Genomic DNA, 24860 nt, shown 5'->3' on the forward strand with positions numbered 1-24860 from the left:
TCCCCATGCGAGAGTAGGGAACTGCCAGGCATCAAATAAAGCAATAACCCTGACCTCACGGTCAGGGTTTTTTGCGTTATGGGGGCGGGAAACTACGCAGTACCTCGCCACTCTGCACTAGCAGGCTCAGAGCCCTGCTGCGCTGTCGGGTAAACTGGGTGGCCAGCATCAAAAACGTGACGGCTGAGGTAGTATGCTGAAACCGATCGCGAAGCAGCTGTAGGCCGGGAAAGGCACCACCGTGGTAGCTATAATCATAATGAAAGTCATCGGTTGAGCTATAGCGGACGCGATGCCATAGCGCAATCGCCTGCTTTATGTCCTCTCGTAGTGCGCCGCTATCCTGCCACCGGCCCAAATCCTGTACCTGCTGCTGCAAAGCCAGCAACGCGTGTCTCACCGGTGAAAGATCAAACTGCGGATCCAAAGCAGACTGAAGCCGATCCAGTTCCTCTGTAAGCCGCTCCAGATAGCCACCGGGATCCAGCGGCAGGCACTCTTTATATAGCAGCTGTGCAAGCCACCGCGTATGGATCCGACAGTCCCGCAACAGCAGGTGGCTGTCCACTTTATCTCGCGTGTCGGCTTCGGTATGCCACCACCATCCTCCACCGCTTCCCGGAGAGTGGCTGATACGAATGCCCGGCTCCACGCGAAAGGCGAAATGCAAGGGAATACCACATCCCCAAAACGACTGATCGCCCCCTTTACCTAATGGAGTGATACGCCGCGCCGTCGTGCCGGTTTCATGGATAATCGCCTGGTTGAGAAAGTCGAATGATTCAGCCCCGCTGGCATTCACCACCACTTCCGTCGCATCTTCACAGCCGGGAGAGTCGACATTGATATGCGCGATGCACTTCTGCTGTAACTCTTCGCGATAGCGATCGGCATACCAGGTCGATCCGCCATAGCGGGCATTAGAATGGCCCGGCCACCAGGCGATACGCAGGCCTCTTTTCGGCCGGAGTGAACGATGAAACCAGGCAGCCATTGCCAGGCAGAGTGCGTTACCCGTCGCATTATCCGTCAGACCCTGATGCCATGAGTCATAGTGAGAGGAAAGCAGCACAAATTCGTCGATCTCACCGGGTATATCGACAACAGGCAGGCTACAGTCGGCAACATGTACATTAAGCCGGGTCACTAACCGTGCGGTAACAGGGTGGGCCTGCCGAACAAAAATTTCCAGTAACGATCGGCCCTGTCTTTGATTGATACAGACTACTGGCACGGAAGGATAGCGTATACCATCGTCGGGGACAGGCGTTCCCCAGATGGGGCCAACGGTCTCTTCATGCAGTGCTTCTTCTGCCGAACCCCAGATATGCACCAGCCCAAGTGCCCCGGCGCGACATAGCTGTTGCACATAGTCCTCCAGGCCGCGATCGGCGACTACGATCCTGCCCCGAACGGTATTCTGCCAGGCAGCAAGCTCGCTGTCGGGAAGGGTCTCCTGCGATCGGCTGTCATAATAAAGAGGGCCAGTGATCCCTTCAGGGCAATGAGCAGAAAAGGAGCGCGTTTTAGCGCTCGCCTGCCAGTGCGGAAAGTCGGGTAGTTCCAGCGTGCCCAGAACGGGATCGCTCAGCAATAACGGACAGATTTCACGACGGGGCGTAAGACCGAGTGCGGAAAGCTGTTCTATAAGACTATCCGCTGCACGCTCCGCATCAACGCTGCCGGACAGCCGATGCAGAGGCTCAAAAGCATCCAGCAGCTTCTCCATCAACGGTAGCAGTACGTCCGTATCGGCATCAGAATGGAGAGGAAATGCGGCGTTATCCGGCTTATTGAGCGGCATCGGATGCCTTAACTGGCGTCACCTTCATCTCGATATCGCCAAAATAGTGCTGCTTGATCTTCTCCCACGTTCCATCAGCCACAATCTTCGCCAGCCCCTGATTGAGCAGGGTCAGGGTTTTCTCATCGTCCTTGCGAACGCCGTAAGCGGAACCTCTGCTAAAGAGCACGTCATCACGCACTTCCGGCCCGGTCAGGGTAAAATCCTTCCCTTCAGGCGTTTGCAGAAACCCAAAGGTCACCGCTACGGCTGGCGCAAGTGACCCGTCGAGCCTGCCCGCCGCTAAATCCTGATAAATCACATCCTGGTCAGGATAGGTCTTGACCACGACACCGGCTGGCGCCCAGTATTTATTCGCATACATCTCCTGAATCGAACCCTGCTGTACGGCAATGTTTTTGCCTTTAAGCGATTCTGGGGTAGGCAGCAGATTCACCCCTTTACGGGCAACCAGCTGAGAGGGGATGTGGAAGATGAAATCACTGAAGTCGATCGATTTTTTCCGCTTCAAGGTAGCACCTAGCGGTGAGATAAAATCAACCTTCTTCGCCAGCAGCGAGGGGATCTCAGCATCAAAGCTGCTAACCACGTATTCGCACTTCACCTCTACGGCTTTGCATACGGCATTGGTAATATCGATTTCAAAGCCGGTTGGCTTGCCGTTGACATCGCGGAACTGAAAAGGCGGGTAGGTTAGATCTGCGCCGACGCGAAGCGTTTCACCTGCTGCCATAGCGGACGAACAACTCAGGGCCAATGCGGCCAGCATGACTATTCGGGATTTGATCATGACTTTTCTCCTGCCGCATTCGTTTGTGACTGCCATTGCGTAAATTCATCTCTTACCGCTCGTAGCGTATCTGCATCATGACAAAGATCGAATGTCGTCATGGCCAGCGCTTTGGCGGCGGTTATCATGGTCGCCAGGCCAGCCGGGGATCCCGCAGCGACGGCAAATTCCGGCGTATGCGGCGTAACATCGCCGATGCGCAAATAGGGGTGGATTGCCGCAGTGACCTGACTCACGTTGCCAATATCCGACGAGCCCACGCCGCCGCCCGCGGGCGGATCGTTACTCTCTACACCCAGCAGCGCAAGATTACGGGTGAAGCTGGCTGCCAGCGCCAGATTATTATTGCGCTCGGCATATACCAGCCCTTCCTCAATTTCTACCCGCGCACCGGTCATTTCAGCGGCGCCGGTCACCGCGGCATAGACTTTACGACGCACCTCTGCCAGCCCGCCGACCGTTGCGGCGCGCAGGATAAATTTTGCTTCAGCATAGGCGGGAACAATATTTGCTGCGCTGCCGCCGTGGGTGATAACACCGTGCACGCGAACATCATCGGTAAAGAACTGACGCAGTGCGTTAATACCGTTAAAGCTGTGGATCACCGCATCCAGCGCGCTAATGCCCAGCTGCGGTGCCGAGGCAGCATGAGCCGCCTTACCAAAGAACTTAAAGGTCGCGTCGTAACAGGCCAGCGCACCGCGCACCACCATGTTTTTTTCACGCGGGTGAAACATCATCACCGCATCAATACCTTCAAAAACGCCTTTTTCCACCATGATAATTTTGCCGCCCCCGTCTTCCTCCGCAGGCGTGCCAATTACCTCAATGCGGCCCGTAAAGTCGACGTCAGCAGCTTTGAGCGCCAGCGCGGCCGCTACCGAGGCGGTACCGATCAGGTTATGACCACAGGCATGGCCCAGCTCCGGCAGCGCATCATATTCGGCGAGTAAAGCGATAGTAGGGCCGCCAACGCCCTTTTGCCAGCTGGCCCGAAAGGCCGTTTCCAGCCCGGCCGTCCCGGTTTCAATGGTGAATCCCGCTTCACGCAGGGGAGCGATAAGTTCGCCAGCGGAGCGGTGCTCCTGAAAGCTCAGTTCCGGATTCTTATGCAGACTCAGGGCCAGGCTGTGCAGCGTATCGCCAGCCGCGTCGACGGCATTAATAATTTTATCCTTCTGCGCGCTAATGGTGCGTTCAGACATGTTTATTCCCCAATCAGGTGCATGTAAATTCTGTAAAACCAGACAGTTATACAGATATAGGCTTTTTTACAGTCAATTCCCAATTGAGCTTTTTTATCACTTGCGTCTCCAGGCCAAAAATTATTTTATGGAGGTCAGAAGTCAGCGGGGGGAAGCATCATGAATGAGAAAGACTGGTTAATTATTCGTACCGTCTGGCAGTATAAAAATATCACCCGGGCAGCCAGGGAGCTTTTTACCTCGCAGCCCGCACTGAGCTATCGTCTCAAACAGATCGAGCGAAAACTCAATATCCGACTTTTTGAAGAGAGCGGGCGGGGTTTGACCTTTACGGCTCAGGGGCGCTATCTGGCCCAACATGCCGAAACCGTCATCAGCCAGTTTCAGCAGCTCAGGAACACGCTGCAAAGGCTGGACGGCCCTCAGCAGGGAGAGCTGCGTATTGGCTCATCGAGTAATTTTGCCGCCTGGCGCCTGCCAGCGTTGCTATCCATGTTTAGCGAACGTCACCCCGATATCAGCGTCAGGCTGGAGAGCGGCCTGAGTGAAGAGATCTTTCTGAAGCTACAGCGTGGAGAGATCCATCTGGCGCTGGTTAAAGATGACTACGGCTGGAAAGAGGGCAGGCGGCTGGTCGATGAAGATGATTTCTATCTGATTAGTCGGGGGCCGGTCGATCTCACGCAGCTTCCGCGGCTGCCGCAAATAAAAATTAACCATGGCGGTCATACCACCGGGCTGATAGAGCGATGGTGGAATGCGAGCTATTCGCAGGCACCCCGCGTAACCATGCGGGTGGATAAGCTGGAGGTCTGCCTGGCGATGGTGGAACAGGGGCTGGGCTATGCGATTATTTCCAGCTACCGTCCGCTGCCCGATACCCTGTGCAGGATGCCGATTGTGGTCGCGGGGGAACCCGTTAAGAGCCGGACCTGGCTACTTTACCGTCATGCAAGCACGGAGGCTCCGGTGATACTGCCCTTTGTGGAGCTTTTTAACTGAGGGAGATGAAAGATTCTCAACTTCCGGATGAGCACTCGACTTTCGCTGCCTGCCACGTTATCTTTGGCTGTCTGGATGTCTAAACGTATAAATGGTGAGTTGAGGAAGTAGGTTATGCCAATCAGGGTACCCGATGAATTACCAGCGGTGAATTTTCTGCGCAATGAGAATGTTTTTGTCATGACCTCATCGCGTGCCAGTATTCAGGAAATCCGTCCGCTGAAGGTACTGGTGCTGAACCTGATGCCGAAAAAGATTGAGACGGAAAATCAATTTTTACGTCTGCTTTCCAATTCTCCTTTGCAGATCGATATTCAACTGTTGCGCATCGACAGCCGCGAGTCGCGCAATACGCCGATGGAGCATCTGAATAACTTCTACTGTAATTTTGAAGATATCCAGCACGATAATTTTGATGGTTTGATCGTGACGGGCGCTCCGCTGGGGCTGGTCGATTTTAACGATGTGGCGTACTGGCCGCAGATCCAGCGGGTGCTACACTGGGCGAAAGAGCACGTGACCTCAACGCTATTTGTCTGCTGGGCGGTTCAGGCGGCGCTGAATATTCTGTATGGCATTCCTAAGCAAACGCGGGAAACCAAGCTGTCAGGCGTTTACGAGCACCAAATTTTGCATCCGCACGCGCTGCTGACGCGGGGGTTTGATGATACTTTTCTGGCCCCGCATTCGCGCTATGCAGATTTCCCCACTCAGCTGCTGCGTGATTATACCGATCTGGATATTTTCGCCGAGTCTGAGCAGACCGGGGCCTATCTGTTTGCCAGTAAGGATAAGCGTCTGGCTTTTGTCACCGGTCATCCCGAATACGATGCGCTGACGCTGGCGGGTGAGTTTCACCGCGATTATGAGGCGGGCCTGAACCCGGAAGTCCCTTATAATTATTTCCCACAGGATAATCCGGCGCTGCCACCGCGGTTCAGCTGGCGCAGCCATGGGAATCTGTTGTTTTTGAACTGGCTGAATTATTACGTTTACCAGATAACCCCGTACGATTTACGTCATATGAATCCAACGCTTGAGTAATGGGCTGTAGGGGCTGAGATATCTGCTGTGCCGGTGGATAATCCCTGCCCGCCGCTCCCTGAGAGCAGCATCCCTGCTGCCCTCGCCTGGCCCTCCGTCTCCGCCGCAGCGCTGCGGAATGCCCGTCAACCGCAGGGATTATCCACCTCATCAGGCTCCTGTAGTGCTGTGAGTAAAACCCTACAACAGTGCTTTGAGCAAAACCCGACAGTTTTCCGCAGGCTTCTGCGTCACTTTCAATAAAACCTACAGTCTTCTGGCGGGCACTCCAATTTCGTCCCAATTTTGTATGGAATGGTCTCAAATACGCTATTTGCACTCCGCACCCGGCACAAAGCACACAGGCCCTGTAAGAGCAGATTATGGCTGAACATTAGCATCCTCCATTGCCACTTTGATCCTGAGTATCGCCTGGCGGGTGGTGTTGAATTCAGCGTGCCACTACACTGACACTATTTCCTCCGTGAGGCCGCACCGCTTTCTGAGGCTGAGCAGTTATCTTACCAACCCGTTCCTCGCCAGCCTTTCAGGTACTTAGAATGACCATCAATATTACTCATGGAACGGAATTACCCCCTATTTCACTCAGTTTAAGGAGCGGTTCCGTTGTCCCACGACGGGATGCGTCGCCGCCTGGATAGGCTGAAATCATTACCATCAGGAGCATGACATGTGTGGAATTGCAGCACTATACGGAACCAGTGACGCGGGCCAGGTTGAACTTATGTTAAGTCAAATCCAGCACAGGGGACCGGATGAAACACATGCAACGGTAACTGAACGCTGCGCTTTTGGCATAAACCGCTTGAGTATCATGGATATAGAAGGTGGTTCACAGCCATTCCACATCGCAAACGGCACGGTGCACCTGGTGTGTAACGGCCAGATATATAATCATGCCGCGTTACGCGCAGACCTGGAAAATGACGTCATTTTCAGCTCAGGGTCTGATGTAGAAGTCATTGCTCATCTTTATCATCAGTATGGTGCTGAGCTACTTCCCCGGCTGGATGGCATGTTCGCTTTTTTTATTTATGACCAGCACAGACAGGACTTTCTTGCCGCCAGGGACAGATTTGGCATAAAACCGCTTTACTATCTTCAACGGGATGGGGCCTGGTTCTTTGCCTCTGAAATTAAGGCACTGCAAGCGCTCAGCGAAGATGCTGCCCTGATTAAAGAACTCCCGCCGGGCTGGATGGCAACGTCTGAGGGGATTCGTCCCTGGTTTGATATTAACATGAGCCAGCGTCGCTCTGTGCCCGATACACGCCTCGTGCGCGCGCTGCTCGAAGCGTCGGTGGAAAAACACATGCAGGCCGATCCCCAGGTGAAATTCGGCGTATTTCTGTCCGGCGGACTGGATTCAAGTATTATTGCTGCCCTGGCGGCACGCCACCGGCAGGATCTGGTGGCCCTTACCATTGGCATGCCGGGTTCACCGGACACCATCGCCGCGCGTCAGGTAGCCAGTCATCTCGGTATAAGGCTTGTCGAGTGTAGTTTTACCGTGACGCAGGCTTTGGCGCAGCTCCGGCGTGCGGTTCAGGTCACTGAGTCATACAATTCGGTGATGGTGCTGGAGGGGCTGATGACAATGCAACTGGCCCAGGCTGCGGCAGAGGAGGGGATAAAGGTAATATTATCGGGCGAAGGCGCAGACGAGATATTTGCTGGCTACGGGCTGCTGCGTTGCGTTCCACCCGCTCGCCTTTCCGGCCAGCTCAAACAATTGCTGGGTCATCTCCACAAGACAGAATGCCGACGTTTGGATCGCGCAACTATGGCCTGTAGTGTCGAAGCCCGTGTGCCTTTTCTGGATCCGCTGCTGGTGGAATATGCCGTTAACCTCCCCGCGTCAGGTCTGATTCAGAAAAGCAGCCAGCGACCGACCGAAAAATGGTTACTGCGCGAAGCCTGCCGGGATTTACTGCCCGAAAACATTCTGCAGCGGGTAAAACTGGCCTTCGATCACGGCAGCGGCATCCTGGCGCTGCTTGATACCCTGGCAGACAGGGTCACTGACGCCGCATTTGAAGAAACGCGCTATCGCTATCCGGCTGCACGTATTGCCAATAAGCCGACGCTGGTCTTTTACTTTATCTGGCGCGATATCTTTGGCGAAACGGGTGGTGCGGGGTCATTTGAACTTTGCGGCCACTATCCGGTGATGCAGGAAATGATAGATAAACGGACGTCTGAAACAGGTGGAACCGGCGAGTGTGAAGAAGACATCACCCCGCTCCTTACTGAATGGACTCATCATACGGCACCGCTGCACAAATCCCGTTCCTGATCATTCGCAGGGGGACAGGAATATCCGGCTGACAAAGGACATCTGCTTCTGCGTTCCCGGCCTCGCATAGGGGGCCGTAAGGGTTCTGCGGATTGACCAGCCTGAGCGTGTACGCATTGACCTTTGTCGAGACCGTATCAACGTCGAGATGAAACTGATTACATAACGCCAGGATATCCAGATCACCGTGGTGTATGTCTCTGGCCTGATAGTCATCCATCGGGTTCTTCGTCGGGTACATCACTCAGCTTGTCAGCGTGTCCGTCAAGCGCGCGCTCAATGTCGCAGGTAACGTGCTGTTTCTCTGCGCGCAGGTCAGTACTGACGACCCAGCGCTTTATCTGCTTGAGGCGGTTCTTCAGAGAGTGGTGGCTGTCGATATTGGGGCTGTTTGCCGGAACCACCGAAATTTCCGTGAAGCATAATTTTGGCGTTCGGCATCCTGTACGTAAGACCGTCGTTAACCGGACAGCAGATAAACCGGCATTCAGTACGAAAAATAACTCATTGCAACGTCTCATATAGCTGGTACGAAGAAATTCTCATTAATGGCACCATAATCGTATACGTCAGCACAAGGAAATATTCTCAAAAAGCCGTCTGATTCCTGATGCCGGAAATTTCGGCGGTTCAGGCATAGAACCCCATTGATGGTATGGAAGCTCGACCGTCTCGGTCGAAGCCTGCGTCATCTCATCAACACCGTGCATGACCTGACTCTGCCCGTGCCCGTGCGCGAGGGCGTAGCGGCGGTCGACCATTCAAGATGACAGCGGCCAAGTTGCGTCTGCTATGGCGGCCATGGGGCAGTCGGAAACCAAGGTCGGTGACCTCTGTCAGGAACTTGGCATTACCAGGCAGACGTTATACCGGCATGTGTCACCGAGATGTGAGCTACGCCCTGATGGTGTGAAGTTGCTCAATCGTAATTGAGCTATCGCCACAAAAAATCTGTCTAAAAAAAATTAGAGAAAATAAACATGCAACGTTACCCGTCTGACCTGGAAGTAACAGCGCAGGATTTTGCTGATTGCGGCTGGCAAAGCATTCTTGCTGACACTGCCGAGGCTGGCTACGAGCCACTATGGCGCGCCTTTTCCAAGGCCGCTGAACTTGCCGTGGAAGCGAAAATGAACGGGCCTGGCAAGGCGCTTTGGCTTTTGGCTGATGCGTGTGCCATGCGTCTGCTGTCCAGCCCTGACAATCGGCAGCAACCATTTGCATCTACCATCACCCATCTTGGCTGGCGAACGGCCGGGCCGGATGATTTTATAGAAGCGGACCTTGATTTTTTTGCTCAGGTAGTTAGGTCCACAGACAATTCGTGGCTCAAGGCTCGCTTGGCGGACCTGCTATGGGTACGGAAGTATAAATCGAATGATACAAAAGCCATTTGCATGGCACTGGACGCGATTGATAACTATCAGCGGATTCCAATAAATACGGAAATTTTGCAGAATGACTGGCAAGCATGTTGGGAGCGGGCAATCACCTTGGTTAAGATGCTTGGTAAAGGGGCAGCCGATAAGCTAAATGAGACCAGGCAGCCGCTCCTATATGCCTTGCATACCGTGACAAAGTCGGAAGGTTGGTTGGCATGGAAAGTGTCGGATCTGTTGCAGTGGGTTGGACTGGAAATGGAACAGTCCGCAGAAGTTGCAAACAAACTGGCGACTTTGGCACGCGACTACGATACCGATACCGAGCAAGTGCAAATCATGACCGCAGGGAGGCTGTTCAGGCACGCGGCGATCTGGTTTGGTATCGCCGACGATAAAGCAGAGGCTGCAGCCATGACGGTGCAGGTCGCGGAATGCTACGTTCGGGAAGGGAGGTCACGTATCCAAACACCTCATCCCAGCTATGGTGCTGCGGCCAGCTTCTACGAACAAGCCATTCAGACGTATCGCACCATTTCACGGCAACAACGCCAGGCACTTTGCATTGAGGTGCGGATCACCGCACTTCGGAAGCAGATGGATGAGGCTGGCGAAAAATCGTTGGGAGACCTGGGGGGAATTCCCTTTCCCGAGGTGGATTTTCGCGAACAGATGGTGTGGGCTAGTCAGGCCGTACAGAACAAAACACTTACCGAGGCGCTACAAGCTTTCTCTCGTATCGTCCTTACGCCGTTCAAGTATCAGGATTTGTGGCAGCAGATTGTGGCGCAACTCAAACAGCCATCTCTTATGCATATTTTCCCGGTGACCGTGCTAGCCGAAAATGGACGGGTCATTGCCCGAATCCCCTGCCTGGACACCAATGCCGACCTTGTAGACGAGGCAAACAGAGCACGTGTTTTCTGGGAAATGACGAGGATGTACCGTGCGTGGTTAAACTTCTACGTCAATGCATTTATCTGGCCAGCGTTGGGTTCGCTTCTACTGGAACACCGCTTGCGAGAAGCCGACCTGATCGAGCTTGCCAGTCGATCCCCAATTGTCCCAATTGGTCGGGAGCGTTTGTTCGGCAAAGCGCTGTTTGCAGGCTTTAACCATGACTTTGTCACCGCGTTGCACCTGCTGGTGCCGCAAGTCGAGAATATGGTGCGCTATCACCTCAAACATGCGGGCGCGCGCACTACTCATCTCGACGAGCATGGAGTTCAGACTGAAAACGGAATCAGTACGCTCATTGATCAGCCAGAGGCAGAAAAGGTCTTTGGAAAAGATCTGGTATTCGAAATCAAAGCGTTGTATTGCACGGCCATGGGCCCGAATCTGCGCAACAAGCTGGCTCATGGTCTGCTGAATGATACTGATTGCCAGTCAATTGAGGCTATCTATGCTTGGTGGCTAGGATTGCGGTTGGTTTGCCATGCCTTCTGGAATGCGGCAAGAACACGATGACGCTCTGTTATCAGTAGTGTTATTGACTGCTGACATTCCGTGCAGTCATTTTCTGAAAATGACACGCATTTAGGTTATCCGATTGCACAAAATGCACGTCAAACGCTTTTAGCGCGGGAGTACACCCTGTCGCTATAGATAAGCCTGTTAAAAAAACAGGCTTATCGTACAATAATTCTCTATATCCAAACTGCCCCCTTATGACCGGTATCAGTTTTTTGAATCGATGGGATGGCCAAGTTTGACCGGATACTCATTTTTTTGGAACATTATGCCTTTGATTCTGTAAAAATAAGCTCACCGGCATCCAGTTGAAGTGCATATTCATTTAGTTGTTTTTCGCTTTTCCTTTTTACAGATAACTCTTTGGAAATATGTTGTATTTTGTTAATTACGGGTTCAGGCCATGAGTGCGATCCGTTTTCGTCATAGTCGTACTCAAAGAGTTTTACTGCATATCGGTTCCCGTTAAGATCTGCATCCTGAACGGATGATGATTTACTGAATAGAACAATATTCAAAGAACTCGATTTTTCATTTTTTTCAGCAGCTTGCTGTGTTGACTTAAAACTAAGTCCGTCGAGTTCACAGGCCACAGCAACAGAAAGATACTCTGCCGCCGCCTGAGTGATCAGATACTCATTATCTGCGTTTCCTGCCACAGGCAATGTCAGCTTGCGGGACAGCTTTCTCAGAAATGATGCAGTACTAAGTTTTTCTTCCATTGCAGAATCGAACAGGCTTCCGCTGACCTGACCGAGCGTGTCTAGCGCAGACATTTCGAGGATGCGCAGCGGTTTCAGAGGAATAAACTTCGCCACAACTACGTAAGTGCCTACTGCGGGCCTGATCTCTGCGATCGCAATATCCGGGGTTGTGGCTCCGTAAAAAACAGGGATCCCCCGCGCGTTCATGCGCCCGGATGTTGCCAGAGAATGAGGTGGTGGGCCGAAGTGCCTCTTCAACTATCGTGTTTTGGTCGGTTTGAGGCTAGATGGGGTTCTGCGACGGAAACCTGGATTTTTCTGCACCCAGTAACTGCGGGGTTGTTACAAAACGACCAGTTGCGTGACAATGTTCAAAACACTCATTTTGATGCTGAAATCGGTCATATAACCTGTAATTTATTTAACATCATGCAAAACATGTGAGTCTTTAGCTTGGTGACGGAATTTTCTGAGGTTCCGGCATAGAACCCCTTTATAAAGGCTGCGAGAGTCCGCGCAGCGGCTGCAGGGACGTTTCGGTATCCTGGCTGAACCGCACCTGGTGGCTGGCGGCCACGTCCAGGGCGAAAACCTTCGTGTAGACCTCCGTTGACTCAAACTTTTCGTGACCGAGCAGGGACTGCACCACCTTCGGATGAACGTGGTTGTAGAGCATGTGCATGGCAAAGCTGTGGCGGAAGGTGTGCGGCGACACGTCGATGCTGAGGCGGATGCCGGCACGTGCGGCGTCATCCACGGCACGGCTGATCCAGTTGCGTACCGTGCGGTCGGATACGGTCCAGACGGGCTGGGCGCGGCGTTCGCCGTCGGGCCCGGTTTCAAACTCTTCCCTGACGCTAGCAAACAGCCTTCTCAGCTCATCGACGCAGGCCGGATCGGAGAGCGGTACCACGCGGTTCGGGCTTTTTCCTTTCTTCGGGCGCCCGCTGCCGGCGCGCCGCTGCTTGGCGGTGCGGATAACCACGTGCGGGATCGCATCGTTGAGGTGAAAGTCCCGCCGCCGCAGCGCGAGCACTTCGTTAAGGCGTCCGCCGGTGTTCCAGAGCGTGTTGATGAGGGCGTGCTGGCTCGAGTCGGTCACGTAGTGCAGCAGGGCGCTGACCTCCGGCGCAAGCAGATAGCGGGGAAGCTCCGTGTAGGCAGTGGCCATAGCACGCAGCGACAGCGCCCGCCCGTAGTCGGGTTGGGCCGGCAGCGGGGCGGTGTAACCGTTAACGGTCGGAAGCGACATAACACCTCTTTTATTATTAACAGTGCTGCGTGAATTCTGGCGGGATTTACCCCTGCATCTTTCACAGAATTCACGCAGCGACGCCTGTGGCAGTCTGCGCCTATTTTCGCCCGGATCGGGGGCTTCGGGCCACCACAATAATCCGCGGAGCGGCAGGGCGTCATTTACCGCTTTATGGATATGTACCATAAAGCGGAAGCAGAAAGCAGGCGGGGCCTCACGGTTCAGGATCCGCACGGGATCCTGAATGCATGGATAGTGGGGTACGGAAGGCGACCGGGCACCATATCATGGGGTGCGGGCGGGAAACCCACTTCCTGACGCCGTCTTTCCGGGTATAACGGAAAGCGGAAAGGGCCTTAGAGCCGGTAGATAAGGATACGTGGTGAAGTAGCAGCCAGTACGGGTGCAGGCCCGTAACCGGCTGAGTGGTCTGTTAAGACTCGCCGGTAGCGGAGTCCCCAATCGTCAGAAAGATTCTATCCTCATCACGGAGGGCGTAAGCTTTTATCATTCCGGCCTGACGCAAATCATCGAGTAGTGGAATGCAGCTGTCCCGGTCATTAAGGGTAAGCGTCGCGCTGGTTTGATTGATGAATATTTTCTTCAGTTCGCTCTCCTGCATTTTTTCAGCCATCTGTCCCAGTACCGCTCTGTTACGGTATCCTGACAATATGAGCGAACGCATGATTTTAATTTTAAACATCTCATCCTGAGAAAGATAAAATACGCCAAGTTTCTGCTCCTCAGAGAGTGTCAGCTCATCATCTGGAAGCGACAGATAATATTCCGTCTGCTGAATGATTAATGCCTTTTTCATGTCATCCGGGAAATAATTGCTTCCAATAATACTCTTCAGCAATAGTTCAAAAACATTATTATCCTCAGTGGCCTGAAGATAGACTGCGCTGTCGGCCATGAACTCTTCCTGATAACAACTAAACCAGAAAGTTATCGCCTCAAGCATGTCAGCACCGGTTCCTGCACGGCTAATAACGTTGCTGTAATTAATTTTATTAAGTTCTACTTTACTGTTTTTCAGAAGCCGGATGATGACAGCCGCTGTTATTTTATTGTCAAACATTTCGGTTCTGACTTCAGTATTTCTGAGTATTTTTTTATAGCTGTTCTCATCTAATCCAAAATTGCAGATAACATATTGATAGGCATTGGCGTACATTTTTTCATCATAATCCTCCAGGCGGTCCTCACCCAGTATGTCGGCATGGCGGGCCATAAAGCCCGTAATCACCTTCAGATCGCCGCCGTTTTCAAGGTCTTCCAGCAGCTCAGCCCAGCGGGCATAAACGCGGTCATAGCGGTAAAACAGGTCACGAAACGAAAGCGTTACGCCGTCTTCTTCAGCCCCGGGCTCACGGGGTATATCCGCCAGCGAATCAAGGCAGAAGCTCATTTCCCTGACGATCCTTAACTTCAGGTCATCGCTGAGGGGAGTGAGGAGAAGTACGGCATTAGCGGCCGCGGCATCTTCCTGAGAGGTCAGAAACACCTCTCTGACAAACGTCTCCGGATCCTGCAGGAAGTACTGATGCGTCGCCTCATCGTGCGAGGATGCCAGTGACCAGGGGAGTTCTCGGCATTCACTGACGGTATATCCGTGCGAGCTCAGGCGCGCCGACAGAACGTGCCCGACATTTTCACTGGTAAGCCGGTATAAATGGTGTGCCCCTGCGAAGCAGTGGAGCTCCCGCTCCCCGTCACTGGCGGCGGGTGTAAACGTTTCATAGCGCACTCCCAGGCTGCGGATGAGGGTGAGGAATGCCTGCATGCGCGGTGCCTGGACATGGTGCACGATACCGGGACCGAGCGCCTCAACGTAATCCCGGAACGCGTCGCGATTATCCGCCCAGCCTGCCTTGCCATATGAGACCACCGCCGCCGCGAGCCGGGTATTTTCATCGCTTTTATCCGCGGCCTGAAGGTGGGTAATCAAATCATTCAGGTAACGGTTTTTATCGAGAATACGAAGAAGAAGCAGGACGTAGCTGTCTGGTTCCCTGAAGCGATCTTCCAGCGCGTTCAGCACTTCAAGAATCCTGTCACCTGCTTTACCAAACAGCGCGGCAATCATGTCATCAAGGCTGCTGACGTCTTTTTGGAGCAGATAAGCAAGAATTTGATGATGCAGTACCGCATCAAAATGCAGGAAATGCTGTATGCAGATTTCGTCAATAACCCCCCTGACGTCATCTATGACGTGGCTGTCATTCGATTTTTCGAACGAGAGGCCGAGAGGAATTTGCTTAATGAATTCGTTATCATTAACAGACAGGCCGCCCTCATGGAAAACGGAGCGTGAACGCATGTAATCCTGGTCGAGGAACCCCCGGGACAGCAACAGATACAGCGCTTTGGTCCCGCCGTAGCGCATTTCGTCCCGAATAAGTTTCTTTTTCTCTTCGGACAGAAATGTGTGCGTGTCCAGATCGTCAAGATAGCCATCGGCTCTGGCGGAGAACTGTTCCAGAGTCATCAGCGAGACCAGGCCGGACAGCGATATCGTTTTTTTCCGACGCTGTTTTTCCTTAGCTTCGGCCAGGTCTGATTTTACCTTTTGAAGGGCTTTGCTTCTGTCATCTCCGATGAGAGTCTTCCGTCTTTCGTAATCACTCAACAGAGCCGTCCTTTCAGATTCGGATAATTGATGTTGTGTATTACTGTTATTACCATAACCTACGAATTCTATCCTTACTTTATTCTCCAGAAACTCAATAAAGTCCTTTTCACTACTGATGAGTTTATTCATATCATATATATGATGGCGAGAATTGAAACCATTAACAATAGGATATTGCAATTTTACAAGCCCCCTCAACCTTTCTGGAATAAGTGAAGAGATAATATCCTCCCTGATTTCCTGAGATGTACTAGCGTGCTCGTCAATAGTTGCATTTAACTTAGAAGAAAGAAGCGACACTCTTTCCTCTAAGTTTAAAAAGTGTTCATCATGCAACCTGAGTTGACGGTAATGATCTACAAACCGATACAGCACACTTATTCCCCTGTCAATCAGTCCGTAGTCATGGGAAAATATATTCTTGTAAAAAACAAGGCTGTAAATATTGACTTTTCGTTTAGTATTATCAACCACACTTTCGAATATGAGGTATTCGTTGACGATATTCTGGAGGCTTCGCATATCGTTTATATACATTGCCGTTCCCCGCAGGCACTCCTGAATCCCTGCAACGCTCCCACCCAGCTTGTCATTTAACAGGGAAAAAGCATTTCTTACATCCATAACAGGAACGACAGGGATGATAAAGTCAAAAAACTTCGTGCGTGATTCAGCACCGGGAAAAACATCGTCCCTGACGGCGTAAATAAAACGCAGCGGGTTATCTTCAGAAAGATTGTTGTTTATTATTGTGTTTATTTCTCTTAGTTTTACAAAAATATCATGATCTTTGAGGCGATCGAGGTCTTCGAACACCACGATGCGGTAGTCCTGAATCTTTGAAAAGAAGTAAACCATCTCGTCGAGGCAGTTATTGAGAAGAGAGCTTGATTCACCGCTTCCGGTCTCGACCTCTCCGCTCAGAATCGAAATTTTGTTGAGCTTTATTTTCTTGTCAAATATTCCTATCCGAGAGGTGAATGCGGAAATAGAGTAAAGTGAAAAGCCGAATGAAAACAGCAGAAAAAATGGCTTAAGCGGAACTACCCAGTCAAACCAGCTGACAATGCTGGCGGGTATACCTGCAATACTGAGGGCCTTATCCGGAAAAATGAACGCCAGCAGGAGACTGAGCGGAACCGCGAGCTTTAAGGCCGAGAAGAAAACCCGTCTGATGTGCCTCCCGTTTCTGTTAAGAATGCGGTCTATCCTGGAGTCAGGGAGCGCGTCACTGTTTTCTTTGTAGAGGATCTGCTGAAGGATGCTTAACTCCACCTCCTGTGGTTTAGGATCACCCTTTTTTTCCATATCGAAACCGGCAAGAGAGACGCTGATGTGCCGCCCTTTACTGATCGTATCCATGTAGGAACTAATAATGGTGCTTTTGCCGGCGCCATAAGCTCCCGTTACCGCAATGTTCCTGACATCTTTTTGTAACAGCGCATAGTCCATGGCGGAGAAGTATTCATTCGGGCCTTCAATTTTAGATGGCGTCAGCGCGGTATATTTCGATGAAGGTGGGGGGGCATCCAGTTTCAGGTATTCTTCAATTCTTGAAGCCAGCTTATTCAGCCTGCCTGCAGCATATTCCAAAAATCTTCTATTACGTTCTTCCATCATCATTCCTTCAATTGATCCCTGCTATGAAATTTGCAACAAAAGTCCAATGTCGTCACAGGGTGGACGCGCGGGTGGGTGATCAGTTAACTTAAAACTCAAACCTGATACACAGTGGCAGGTTAAGCAGATGTGGCCTGCATCTCGCATCGCACAACGGTGCGCTGAATTCTGTCGTACGGGAATATACCATATAGTTCAGCAAACAGCAGAAGCTGCACCATGCCCACGGGCCTAACACGAACGGTAATGCAGGGAGCGTGGGAAATCACATAAGATACTGACTCTATGGTTTGAGGGTTAACTGCATGAACACGCACGGTAAAAGTATAAATGAGCGTACAATCGATCGTTCAGTTGACAGTGTTGTCCGTGAAACCCCACTTTTAGATTAAAAACGCCATTTCCAAATTGCGGCTATTTTTATTATATTTATATGTATATTAGTCACTTACTTCATAATAGTAAGTTCTGGTTTCATCGTACTTCGGACAGGATAAGATACTTATATCTTGACTCGAGTTAAAGGGAACAGGTTTTGAATGACACGCTTCATAAAGATGGTAATATTATCCCGACTTTGCAAAAAAATCGCTATAGGTAACATGCTAAATCTTATGGTTGAGCGTTTTCTATGGCTGGTAGCTTTATATTTATCCTCAGTTCTTAATTTCAAAAGAAGAGTTGCACATGAATATTGGGGTTTGAGGCTCAGTGGAACAGTTACCGCTGTTAAGCGGTCATTCCCATTGGCCCTCAACCCACTAACGGACGTATAAATAAGTGCATTACTCCAGCAGATGCACATTAAATGTTTTATAATAGACGTCAGATAATTAAAAGGAATTGATGGATGTTATTACTATTTTCGGATTATAAATTAGATTAGGAGAAATTGTGAGTGATATTACAAAACACCCATTTAAAATAAGTAAAGGCCTTAGTAAATCAGATTACCCAATTGTTAAATTCAAGTTTGACGAATTCAAAGAAATCTATGGGTATTACCCACGTCTATGGTGTGATGCCAATGGGGGTGAATGTGCATGTTTGGGTTGTGCTAATCGTAAATTTACATGGGCAGAGTGGGAATGCTGGAAAAAATACAACCCTGAATTTAATAGAATTTCATTAAAATAATTGTTTTTCATTTAATTACAGAAGCTTTATACAAAATAATACTTTTCGGCTGTAAAAGTGGCCTTTTTAATCACCTTATTTTTGGATGCTGCCCTTTATAGGGGCTTGACGCTCAACGGAACAGTTTCACACGTTAACTGGACCTCAAACCTCTTTGATGCCATTGGGCCGATAACGGAAAATCTGCGATTCCGGCGTCTCCCCCTGCTCAATATCCCGGCAGGGAAGCTTTTATTTTTTCCCTCAGCAATTCAAGAAAATCGCCCGGAGTCGTGTCCCACAGAGCTGTCGAAAAATCATCCCCATAGCGGGCCTCGAAATCTTCATCAACATCATCACATTCCCGGCAGAACTGCTCTATATCACCGAGCATCCCCTCCCTGAAAGCAGCAGGGGTTTCAGAAATCCAGGCGTCAATTTGGGCACTGACACTCTCGCCGCTACCAAACAGATCGTAATCCTGCCCAAAATAAATGGCTATCAGGCTGTCCAGCCCGAACGTATTTAAATTTTTCATGCCTATACCATCGGGAAAGACGTCAGCACGAAATAGGGTTTCCCGTGCCAGTATTCAAACTTGAGGACCACACGGACCTTATAGCAATCTTTAACTTCTTCTGCCCCTCTGCTAACAGAAATGCCTGTCTTCCTGGCAAAGCTGCCGTCGAATATCATTTTAAGATTTTGTCCTTGTGGGACATTTTTAGCCAGAATGGCAATCTGATTTTTATTGTTCCTGAGTACTTTTGAAATAAGGATTTCTGCATCCTGCACTGAGATGAAGCTACTCGACTGCATGAGCCTCGGGGACGACTCCAGTCGTGCAAATAACTCATCTGCTGATTTACCTGCATGCTTTTCAATGGCGTGCCCGCCAGAACGGCTTCCGGAAGAAGCCTCATAAGACGACAACTTTATCCGGCCACTTCTGATCGCAATAACCCGCACGGCACCTATTGCGAGTGAAAATGCAACAGGGATGGCCAGATCGACCGTAAATCCCACCTTCATTGCCGTTTTTCTGTCAGCCCCCAGAGAGCTGGCCAGTGAAACCGCCGCGTTATACGTATCACTGCGGGTATCACGCCCGGACCAGACCTGACGCAGGGAGGACTGGATTGTATCGAGGCTATGAGTGCCCACGATGACGCATCCCACTTTGGTCAGCATCGTAGGTTCCGGTACGATACACATCGCACCGGCCCCAAACATTTCAACAATGCCGCTGCCAAGTCCCAGACCACCATAGAGTCGGTTACTCATGGTTTCTCCCTCGCTGACGCTTTTGTCAGATAAAAGCGCCGCCAGTTGTACCGGGGACATGACAATCTTCACACCTTCATCCTTATCCATGTGACATTCCTTTCTTCCTTAATTGAGTCGCGATTATATCAGCAATGGCATATTTGTTTCCGCAGAATAAATCACAAACAGGCCGAAGAGTTTCTTATGCGCATAAGCGCATGGAGGCGCCTGCCGGAGCTGCAAATAACACCGTTTTTCGATGGCGCCGGTGACGCGGCGAAGCCGCTCCGTATTGATAGATTTCACCTATCCCACCCCTCTCCCTGCCAGGCCAGACCCGCTGCCAGCGATGAAGAAGCTTCACATGCGCCGTCGAAGTGGTCACGGCAAGGCGTAGCCGCAGCCGGGGCGTATCTCCGCGTTATGCGGGCCGTCAGGGCCGCTTACGGGCGTGTACACAATCACCTGTCGCGATACTCCCTGCAGCCACTCAGGTATTTAGTTACAACAATCATTTTAAAGCCACTCTGTTCCGGGCCTTTGGCCCGGGGCGGGGCGGCTTTTCAGTGGGGCTGAGTGTTATCTGAAGCTGCATCCGGCTTTTGCTTTGCGTCTTTGAGACGTGTTTGTCGGGTACGTGAGGTGAGTTCTGCCACGGCTTGTCCGTGGTGCTACTTCTTCTTTTTACGGCGTATGGTTCTGTTGCTGAAGAAGCTGCAGGAGTTGCCCTGAGCAAAGCGAAGGGAGCTATCCAGATGCCCTGCGTAGCGGGCTCCGGATACTCTTTGGGGTTTGAGGGCCAGCCGTACGAAAACGTACGGTAAGCGAAAAATGAACGTCTGAAAAATCGATTAGTAGACAATACTGTCCGTTAAATGCCATATTTCGATCAAAAAGACACCATTTTGAGGGCATTTTCATAAGTCCATTATGTTCGATATATCAGACATTTACTTCACTAACGTACGTTTTCGTTCCATTGGCCTTCAAACCCCTCTACTGAGCGTCAGACTCTTTTTTCAGGGGATGAGAACGATCCACAGNATTTACTTCACTAACGTACGTTTTCGTTCCATTGGCCTTCAAACCCCTCTACTGAGCGTCAGACTCTTTTTTCAGGGGATGAGAACGATCCACAGGATTTTCTCCCGAAATATTGCTGAGAGGCCTGTACTCAAGGGGCGCAATCCCGTTTTTATCACCTGATATCCTGCGAGTGCGCTTTTTCTCCCGGGTCGGCCACCAGATGAGAATGTCAGACAACAGTTCAAGTATATTAAGCATCAGGAATACTCCCCTCAGAGGACGGCAGGATATGCCATGCAGGGGCTCTTTAGGTTACCTGCAATGCATAACAGCGTTATCGTAACTTTAAAATGCGAGCAAACGAAGCTTATGTGGCGCCGGACTATACTATCGTTCAGTGAAAATTCCTGTTGCCCGGCAGCCAATGGCAGGACAACATCGGGGCCCGACTTGGGCCACCGTCATGATAAAATTAACACCAATGATTCAATTTTCATAAAGGATTGACATGAAAATTACCGAAGAACAGCTTTTGCAGTCAGGATTCAGCCACGCTGATTTGCAAAAACTGAAAAACAATATTGCTAACTATGGCGGAACGCTGGATTCCGTGACCCATGCTCTTGCTAACCGCTATAACGCCTCAAAATGGATTACTGTCGTTGCCTTTACTGTACTCGCTCTCACGCTGATGCTGGCATCAATTGATACCATCATCACGCTTGCAGCCACGCTTGCTATTGTATTGCCATTTATATGGTACCTGGCGCCAGCAAAACTTGCATACAGGTCATGGCGCTATCGCAAGTTATTCATTAATTCTGAACAGCGCCGTTAACCGATAACAGGTCAATTATGACCTTGGTTTTAACGCCATAACCGATGATTTTCATCGTGAGTTTCGGACGGCTCATCGTGCTTACCTTCCTGTAATAATCCGCAGGCAGATATCGAAATAAGCGCCAGGTTCCGGGGCGTCTGAACAGACCGAATACGCTGTATGCATTTGCCACAAGCGAGACTGATTTATAGATCCCCAGTCCGCTGTTACGGCTGAACCCCATGAATTCAGCCGTGGACATTGCAGCATCAGCAACCAGCCCTTCCGAGTTCTTGTTATCCATTACCTGGTACGCAATTTCTTTGCTTATCCCGTTTGCACCATCAGTAACCAGAACGGCACCGGCCAGAACGCCCAAAGGCGTCATAGAACTGATAAGCGTTAAACCAGCAGCTATTTCGATGCCGGACAGAACCACGTTAACAGCAGAAATGACGTAGCCCACAATTTTATTGTTTTCCCGGACGAACTCGACCTTCGCATACAGCCTGGCGGCCTTCATGCGCAGCTGCTGGTCCTGCTCCTTCAGATTTTCCAGTTCGGACCTCAGAACGGAGATGCAGGCCACACATTCTTCATCCGTCTTTGCCCGGCGGGTTGTGGAAAACTGCTGGTCGATAACGCTCTTGATCTCTTCCACAAACTTCACGCGCGTCAGCCCGTCGCTAAGGTGCATGCCGGCCAGCTGATTGGCCAGGCTGACCAGCTTGCGGGCTTCCAGGTTGACCATGGTTTCAGCCCAGGCCCGGTTTCTTCCGCCCGACCGCATCATTGATAACAGCGCTGTATCCATCTGAAAATCTCCCTGTGCTCAGAATGATGATGTGTTATTTTTGATATCCCAACCGGAGCGTGTTTCGGCGCCTTTCCCGCCCGCAGTTCCCTGCTCCCAGTACTGGATTTTTACGGCGTCCGCCTGAAATTCATATTGTACAACTGAAGTTTCTCCGCAGTCCGTCAGCATAACCCCGGCTACAAAGACGTTCTCCAGCGTGATGCGATAATATTCCACCTGAGTACCGCCCGCCTTGCAGGCGGAAATCTCGACTTTTCTGATCTTATTGCCGTTTGAGCCGTATAAGAAAATCGTTGGCGTGGATTTATCAACGGCGGCGTGAACGATAAGGTTCTGGTGGTTAGCACCCTTGTTACCGGCTTCGCTCCGGCTCACGCCCCAGTGACATGACTGAATATCCGTCCAGCCTGAATGACCGGCATCTCTGGACTCACCGGAAACGTTATCAAGTTTCATGAATAAATTGTTCATGGCCATATCCTGCGAATTTTATTAATTTTTCTAATATACCACCGGACCTGAAAAGTTGAACCCTGACGCATCTTTTCTGATGCGCGTTAGCGCATGAAGGCGCCAGCAGGAGCTGAAAATAACGCAGTCGCCAGCTGGTGCCGGTGACGCGGCGTCAGCTGGCCTGCATTGATAGATATCACCAATCCAACCTCCAGCCCTGCTAAACCAGACCAGCTACCAGCGATGAAGAAGCTTAATCTGCGCTGTCGGAGTGATCCGGTCGCAGACCGGGCGTATTTCCGCGTTAGCGCCTCTAGCGCTTACGTGAGTGTAATCAGTAGCCCAGGCATTACTCCTGAAGCGATATCGATGTTTAGTTACAGGACGCATTATAAAGCCACTCTTTTCCGGGCCTATGGCCCGGAGCGGCGAGGCTTTTCAGTAGGGCTGAGGGTTATCTGAAGCTGAAGATACCTTTTTTTGCTTTTATCAGACGCCCTGCGTAGCGGGCTCCGAATGCTCTTTCTTTAGAAAGCATGTTTTGTTCAGAAGTAACGTTCGAAATTAACAGATTCAAAAGGATATATTTCGAAGTTAACTGATGTCTATTGCGTCGTAACATACAGGTTTCGAAGTTAACTGATACTGAAGAAAAACTGGCAGGGCATTTAGCTGCACGAGCAGAGAAAATTAACTGCGGATGAGGGCTGTGTGATGGGTTTTGTCCATATTGCGCGCAGGGGGCATCCTGCCGGGCACCCGGAGACCGGAAAGTGCCAGCATAAGACGCGCGAAAATCGCGGGGATGTGAAGGGTAAGTCAGGAACCAGAGTTGATCAGGACAGCGGTACGCCGGCACGCTCAAGCAGCAGGCGGTAATGCTTTTCTGCATCAGTCACCTGCAGCTGCGGGAATTCAGCCCTTAGGTCCTGTTCCAGTTTCATCTGCATAACCATCGTCAGTTCGCCGCCGGCAGTATAGCGACGCCAGGCATTTTGATAACGATCGTAGCCTTTGCGCGGGCTCAGCTTGTCAGCTTGTCCGTCAAGCGCGCGCTCAATGTCGGAGGTAACGCGCTGTTTCTCTGCGCGCAGGTCAGCATTAACCACCCAGCGTTTTATCTGCTTAAGGCGGTTCTTCAGAGAGTGGTGGCTGTCGATACTAATGCCCATACGGGCCATCCTGAGCTGGTGACGGGCGTATTTGTCGCGCATCGATTCGGCCACACCTGAAGCCACCGCCCACTGTCGGTATTTGTGCAGCCACTCACGGATATTCTCTACGGACATGCCGCGGGTGGTAAAGAAGGTTTCAGTGAGAAAGATACGCATCGGCTTGTTCTGGCCCGAGTCCGTGTCACGATCGCGATGGATAACAACATAATCCAGCTGCTCAAGAACTCTCAGAGCATTAAGCGCCACGTCGTAGGGGTTTGAAGCCCAACCGTGCGAGATCGTACGCTAAGTGCATTTTTTGAGCAGATTGAGCGAGTAATGATCACGAGGGTTTTGTTTACTCTTTCCGTTGATGCCAGTAATCATGCGGTTTTCGGCACATCTTGTGTTAATAAACCCGTTAATCAGATCAACGTAAATCTGACTGACAATGCCACAACTTTACGGACTAAAAATCATATGGCTAGGTTCTTATCATAAGTTTCCGTTTAACTGGGCTTCGAACGCCGTTTACCCCCATGTCAGGGGCTGCCTCGATCATACCCACTGTTTTTGGCTAATCTGCTTAGCCACATCAAACAACAAAGAATCTAACTATCAATGGCTTAACTTACAGCCAGCATATTGCAAAAGGAATATCCTAAACCACTTCAACCCCCAGCCAGCACATTGCAAAAGGAATATCCTGAACCGCTTCAACCTACAGCGAGCATATTGTAAAAGGAGCCGGCGGGAGGGGCCCGGTGACAGGCAATCCGCAGCGCAGAGCGCAGGGAGGAAGACCCGGATGGGCCAGCAGGGATGCTGGCCCAAGGGCATGCCGGGACAGGGACGACCCGTCATGCCCGGTCCGAAAGGTCGACGAGCGGAGCGAAGGCACCGCGCCACGCGCGGCGCGAGGACCGCCAGGCACCGGGCCCCTCCCGTAGGCGATACCACCGAACTTCGCAGCACCGGGCCCCACCCGCAGGCGACTCCCC

At 51.2% G+C, this 24860-nt stretch carries 19 protein-coding genes and 1 pseudogene; 7 read left to right on the top strand and 13 right to left on the bottom strand.

The features are described from left to right. Nucleotides 1-76 precede the first annotated feature (76 nt). From A1830_RS19750 to A1830_RS19760, 3 genes are read right to left on the bottom strand one after another with little or no spacing between them, the layout of a single operon-like run. The gene (locus A1830_RS19750) at nucleotides 77-1804 is read right to left on the bottom strand and encodes a M28 family metallopeptidase (protein ID WP_067710127.1); all 1728 of its coding nucleotides are present in this window, start codon (nucleotides 1802-1804) and stop codon (nucleotides 77-79) included. Beyond that, complete coding sequence (locus A1830_RS19755) at nucleotides 1791-2594, bottom strand: transporter substrate-binding domain-containing protein (protein WP_067710130.1); 804 nt, start codon at nucleotides 2592-2594, stop codon at nucleotides 1791-1793. Before A1830_RS19755 ends, A1830_RS19750 begins: the two co-directional genes overlap by 14 nt. After that, entirely contained in the window at nucleotides 2591-3799 is a 1209-nt protein-coding gene (locus A1830_RS19760) for a M20 family metallopeptidase (protein WP_067710132.1), read from the bottom strand. The genes A1830_RS19755 and A1830_RS19760 overlap by 4 nt, the downstream gene beginning before the upstream one ends. Before the next feature lie 159 nt (nucleotides 3800-3958). On the opposite strand from A1830_RS19760, the gene A1830_RS19765 reads away from it, so the two are divergent. The 3 genes from A1830_RS19765 to asnB all read left to right on the top strand — a co-directional run bounded on the left by A1830_RS19765 (nucleotide 3959) and on the right by asnB (nucleotide 8141). Then, nucleotides 3959-4801, top strand: a complete 843-nt coding sequence (locus A1830_RS19765; protein WP_067710134.1) for a LysR family transcriptional regulator — start codon at nucleotides 3959-3961, stop codon at nucleotides 4799-4801. A 114-nt stretch (nucleotides 4802-4915) separates the two neighbouring features. Next, a complete protein-coding gene (metA, locus tag A1830_RS19770; protein WP_067710136.1) occupies nucleotides 4916-5845 on the top strand; it encodes a homoserine O-acetyltransferase MetA in 930 nt (309 codons plus the stop codon). A 670-nt stretch (nucleotides 5846-6515) separates the two neighbouring features. Next, nucleotides 6516-8141 carry an asparagine synthase (glutamine-hydrolyzing) gene (asnB, locus tag A1830_RS19775; RefSeq protein WP_067710138.1) on the top strand — a complete coding sequence of 542 codons (1626 nt, stop codon included), beginning with the start codon at nucleotides 6516-6518 and terminating at the stop codon, nucleotides 8139-8141. Here asnB and A1830_RS24115 read toward each other — a convergent pair. After that, on the bottom strand, nucleotides 8092-8382 hold the full coding sequence (locus A1830_RS24115) for a DUF3289 family protein (RefSeq protein WP_082804221.1): 291 nt from the start codon (nucleotides 8380-8382) through the stop codon (nucleotides 8092-8094). The genes asnB and A1830_RS24115 overlap by 50 nt on opposite strands. Next, nucleotides 8354-8545 (bottom strand): hypothetical protein, encoded by a 192-nt coding sequence (locus tag A1830_RS19785; RefSeq protein WP_067710142.1) that lies wholly within the window; start codon nucleotides 8543-8545, stop codon nucleotides 8354-8356. Before A1830_RS19785 ends, A1830_RS24115 begins: the two co-directional genes overlap by 29 nt. A gap of 219 nt (nucleotides 8546-8764) precedes the next feature. Between A1830_RS19785 and A1830_RS23535 the strand changes: the two are divergent. Next, nucleotides 8765-9074, top strand: a pseudogene (locus A1830_RS23535) (recombinase family protein); the annotation flags it as partial. A 47-nt stretch (nucleotides 9075-9121) separates the two neighbouring features. Continuing rightward, nucleotides 9122-10990: a DUF4209 domain-containing protein gene (locus A1830_RS19790; protein WP_067710144.1), complete on the top strand. Its 1869-nt coding sequence runs from the start codon at nucleotides 9122-9124 to the stop codon at nucleotides 10988-10990. Between the two features lie 269 nt (nucleotides 10991-11259). Here A1830_RS19790 and A1830_RS19795 read toward each other — a convergent pair whose 3' ends face one another. The 3 genes from A1830_RS19795 to A1830_RS19805 form a co-directional block, all read right to left on the bottom strand. After that, nucleotides 11260-11955: an RES family NAD+ phosphorylase gene (locus tag A1830_RS19795; protein ID WP_073981067.1), complete on the bottom strand. Its 696-nt coding sequence runs from the start codon at nucleotides 11953-11955 to the stop codon at nucleotides 11260-11262. A gap of 235 nt (nucleotides 11956-12190) precedes the next feature. Continuing rightward, a complete protein-coding gene (locus A1830_RS19800) occupies nucleotides 12191-12949 on the bottom strand; it encodes a tyrosine-type recombinase/integrase (protein ID WP_067710199.1) in 759 nt (252 codons plus the stop codon). Between the two features lie 436 nt (nucleotides 12950-13385). Beyond that, the gene (locus A1830_RS19805; protein ID WP_067710148.1) at nucleotides 13386-17210 is read right to left on the bottom strand and encodes a YobI family P-loop NTPase; all 3825 of its coding nucleotides are present in this window, start codon (nucleotides 17208-17210) and stop codon (nucleotides 13386-13388) included. Nucleotides 17211-18101: 891 nt separating this feature from the next. Here A1830_RS19805 and A1830_RS22805 point away from each other — a divergent pair. Continuing rightward, the gene (locus A1830_RS22805) at nucleotides 18102-18344 is read left to right on the top strand and encodes a hypothetical protein (RefSeq protein WP_156485045.1); all 243 of its coding nucleotides are present in this window, start codon (nucleotides 18102-18104) and stop codon (nucleotides 18342-18344) included. Between the two features lie 208 nt (nucleotides 18345-18552). On the opposite strand, the gene A1830_RS19810 is transcribed toward A1830_RS22805, so the two are convergent. Continuing rightward, nucleotides 18553-18861 (bottom strand): contact-dependent growth inhibition system immunity protein, encoded by a 309-nt coding sequence (locus tag A1830_RS19810; protein ID WP_067710151.1) that lies wholly within the window; start codon nucleotides 18859-18861, stop codon nucleotides 18553-18555. Between the two features lie 2 nt (nucleotides 18862-18863). Next, nucleotides 18864-19697 (bottom strand): RNase A-like domain-containing protein, encoded by an 834-nt coding sequence (locus A1830_RS19815; RefSeq protein ID WP_067710153.1) that lies wholly within the window; start codon nucleotides 19695-19697, stop codon nucleotides 18864-18866. A gap of 1426 nt (nucleotides 19698-21123) precedes the next feature. Between A1830_RS19815 and A1830_RS19820 the strand changes: the two genes are divergently transcribed. Continuing rightward, nucleotides 21124-21453 carry a hypothetical protein gene (locus tag A1830_RS19820; RefSeq protein WP_067710155.1) on the top strand — a complete coding sequence of 110 codons (330 nt, stop codon included), beginning with the start codon at nucleotides 21124-21126 and terminating at the stop codon, nucleotides 21451-21453. On the opposite strand, the gene A1830_RS19825 is transcribed toward A1830_RS19820, so the two are convergent. The 3 genes from A1830_RS19825 to A1830_RS19835 all read right to left on the bottom strand — a co-directional run bounded on the left by A1830_RS19825 (nucleotide 21431) and on the right by A1830_RS19835 (nucleotide 24036). Further along, nucleotides 21431-22249 (bottom strand): DUF4225 domain-containing protein, encoded by an 819-nt coding sequence (locus tag A1830_RS19825; RefSeq protein ID WP_067710157.1) that lies wholly within the window; start codon nucleotides 22247-22249, stop codon nucleotides 21431-21433. The genes A1830_RS19820 and A1830_RS19825 overlap by 23 nt on opposite strands. Before the next feature lie 18 nt (nucleotides 22250-22267). Then, the gene (locus A1830_RS19830) at nucleotides 22268-22729 is read right to left on the bottom strand and encodes an Hcp family type VI secretion system effector (protein WP_067710159.1); all 462 of its coding nucleotides are present in this window, start codon (nucleotides 22727-22729) and stop codon (nucleotides 22268-22270) included. Between the two features lie 812 nt (nucleotides 22730-23541). Then, on the bottom strand, nucleotides 23542-24036 hold the full coding sequence (locus A1830_RS19835) for a hypothetical protein (protein ID WP_231877683.1): 495 nt from the start codon (nucleotides 24034-24036) through the stop codon (nucleotides 23542-23544). Nucleotides 24037-24860: the final 824 nt, after the last annotated feature.

Source organism: Erwinia sp. ErVv1 (assembly GCF_900068895.1).
Lineage (GTDB): Bacteria > Pseudomonadota > Gammaproteobacteria > Enterobacterales > Enterobacteriaceae > Erwinia.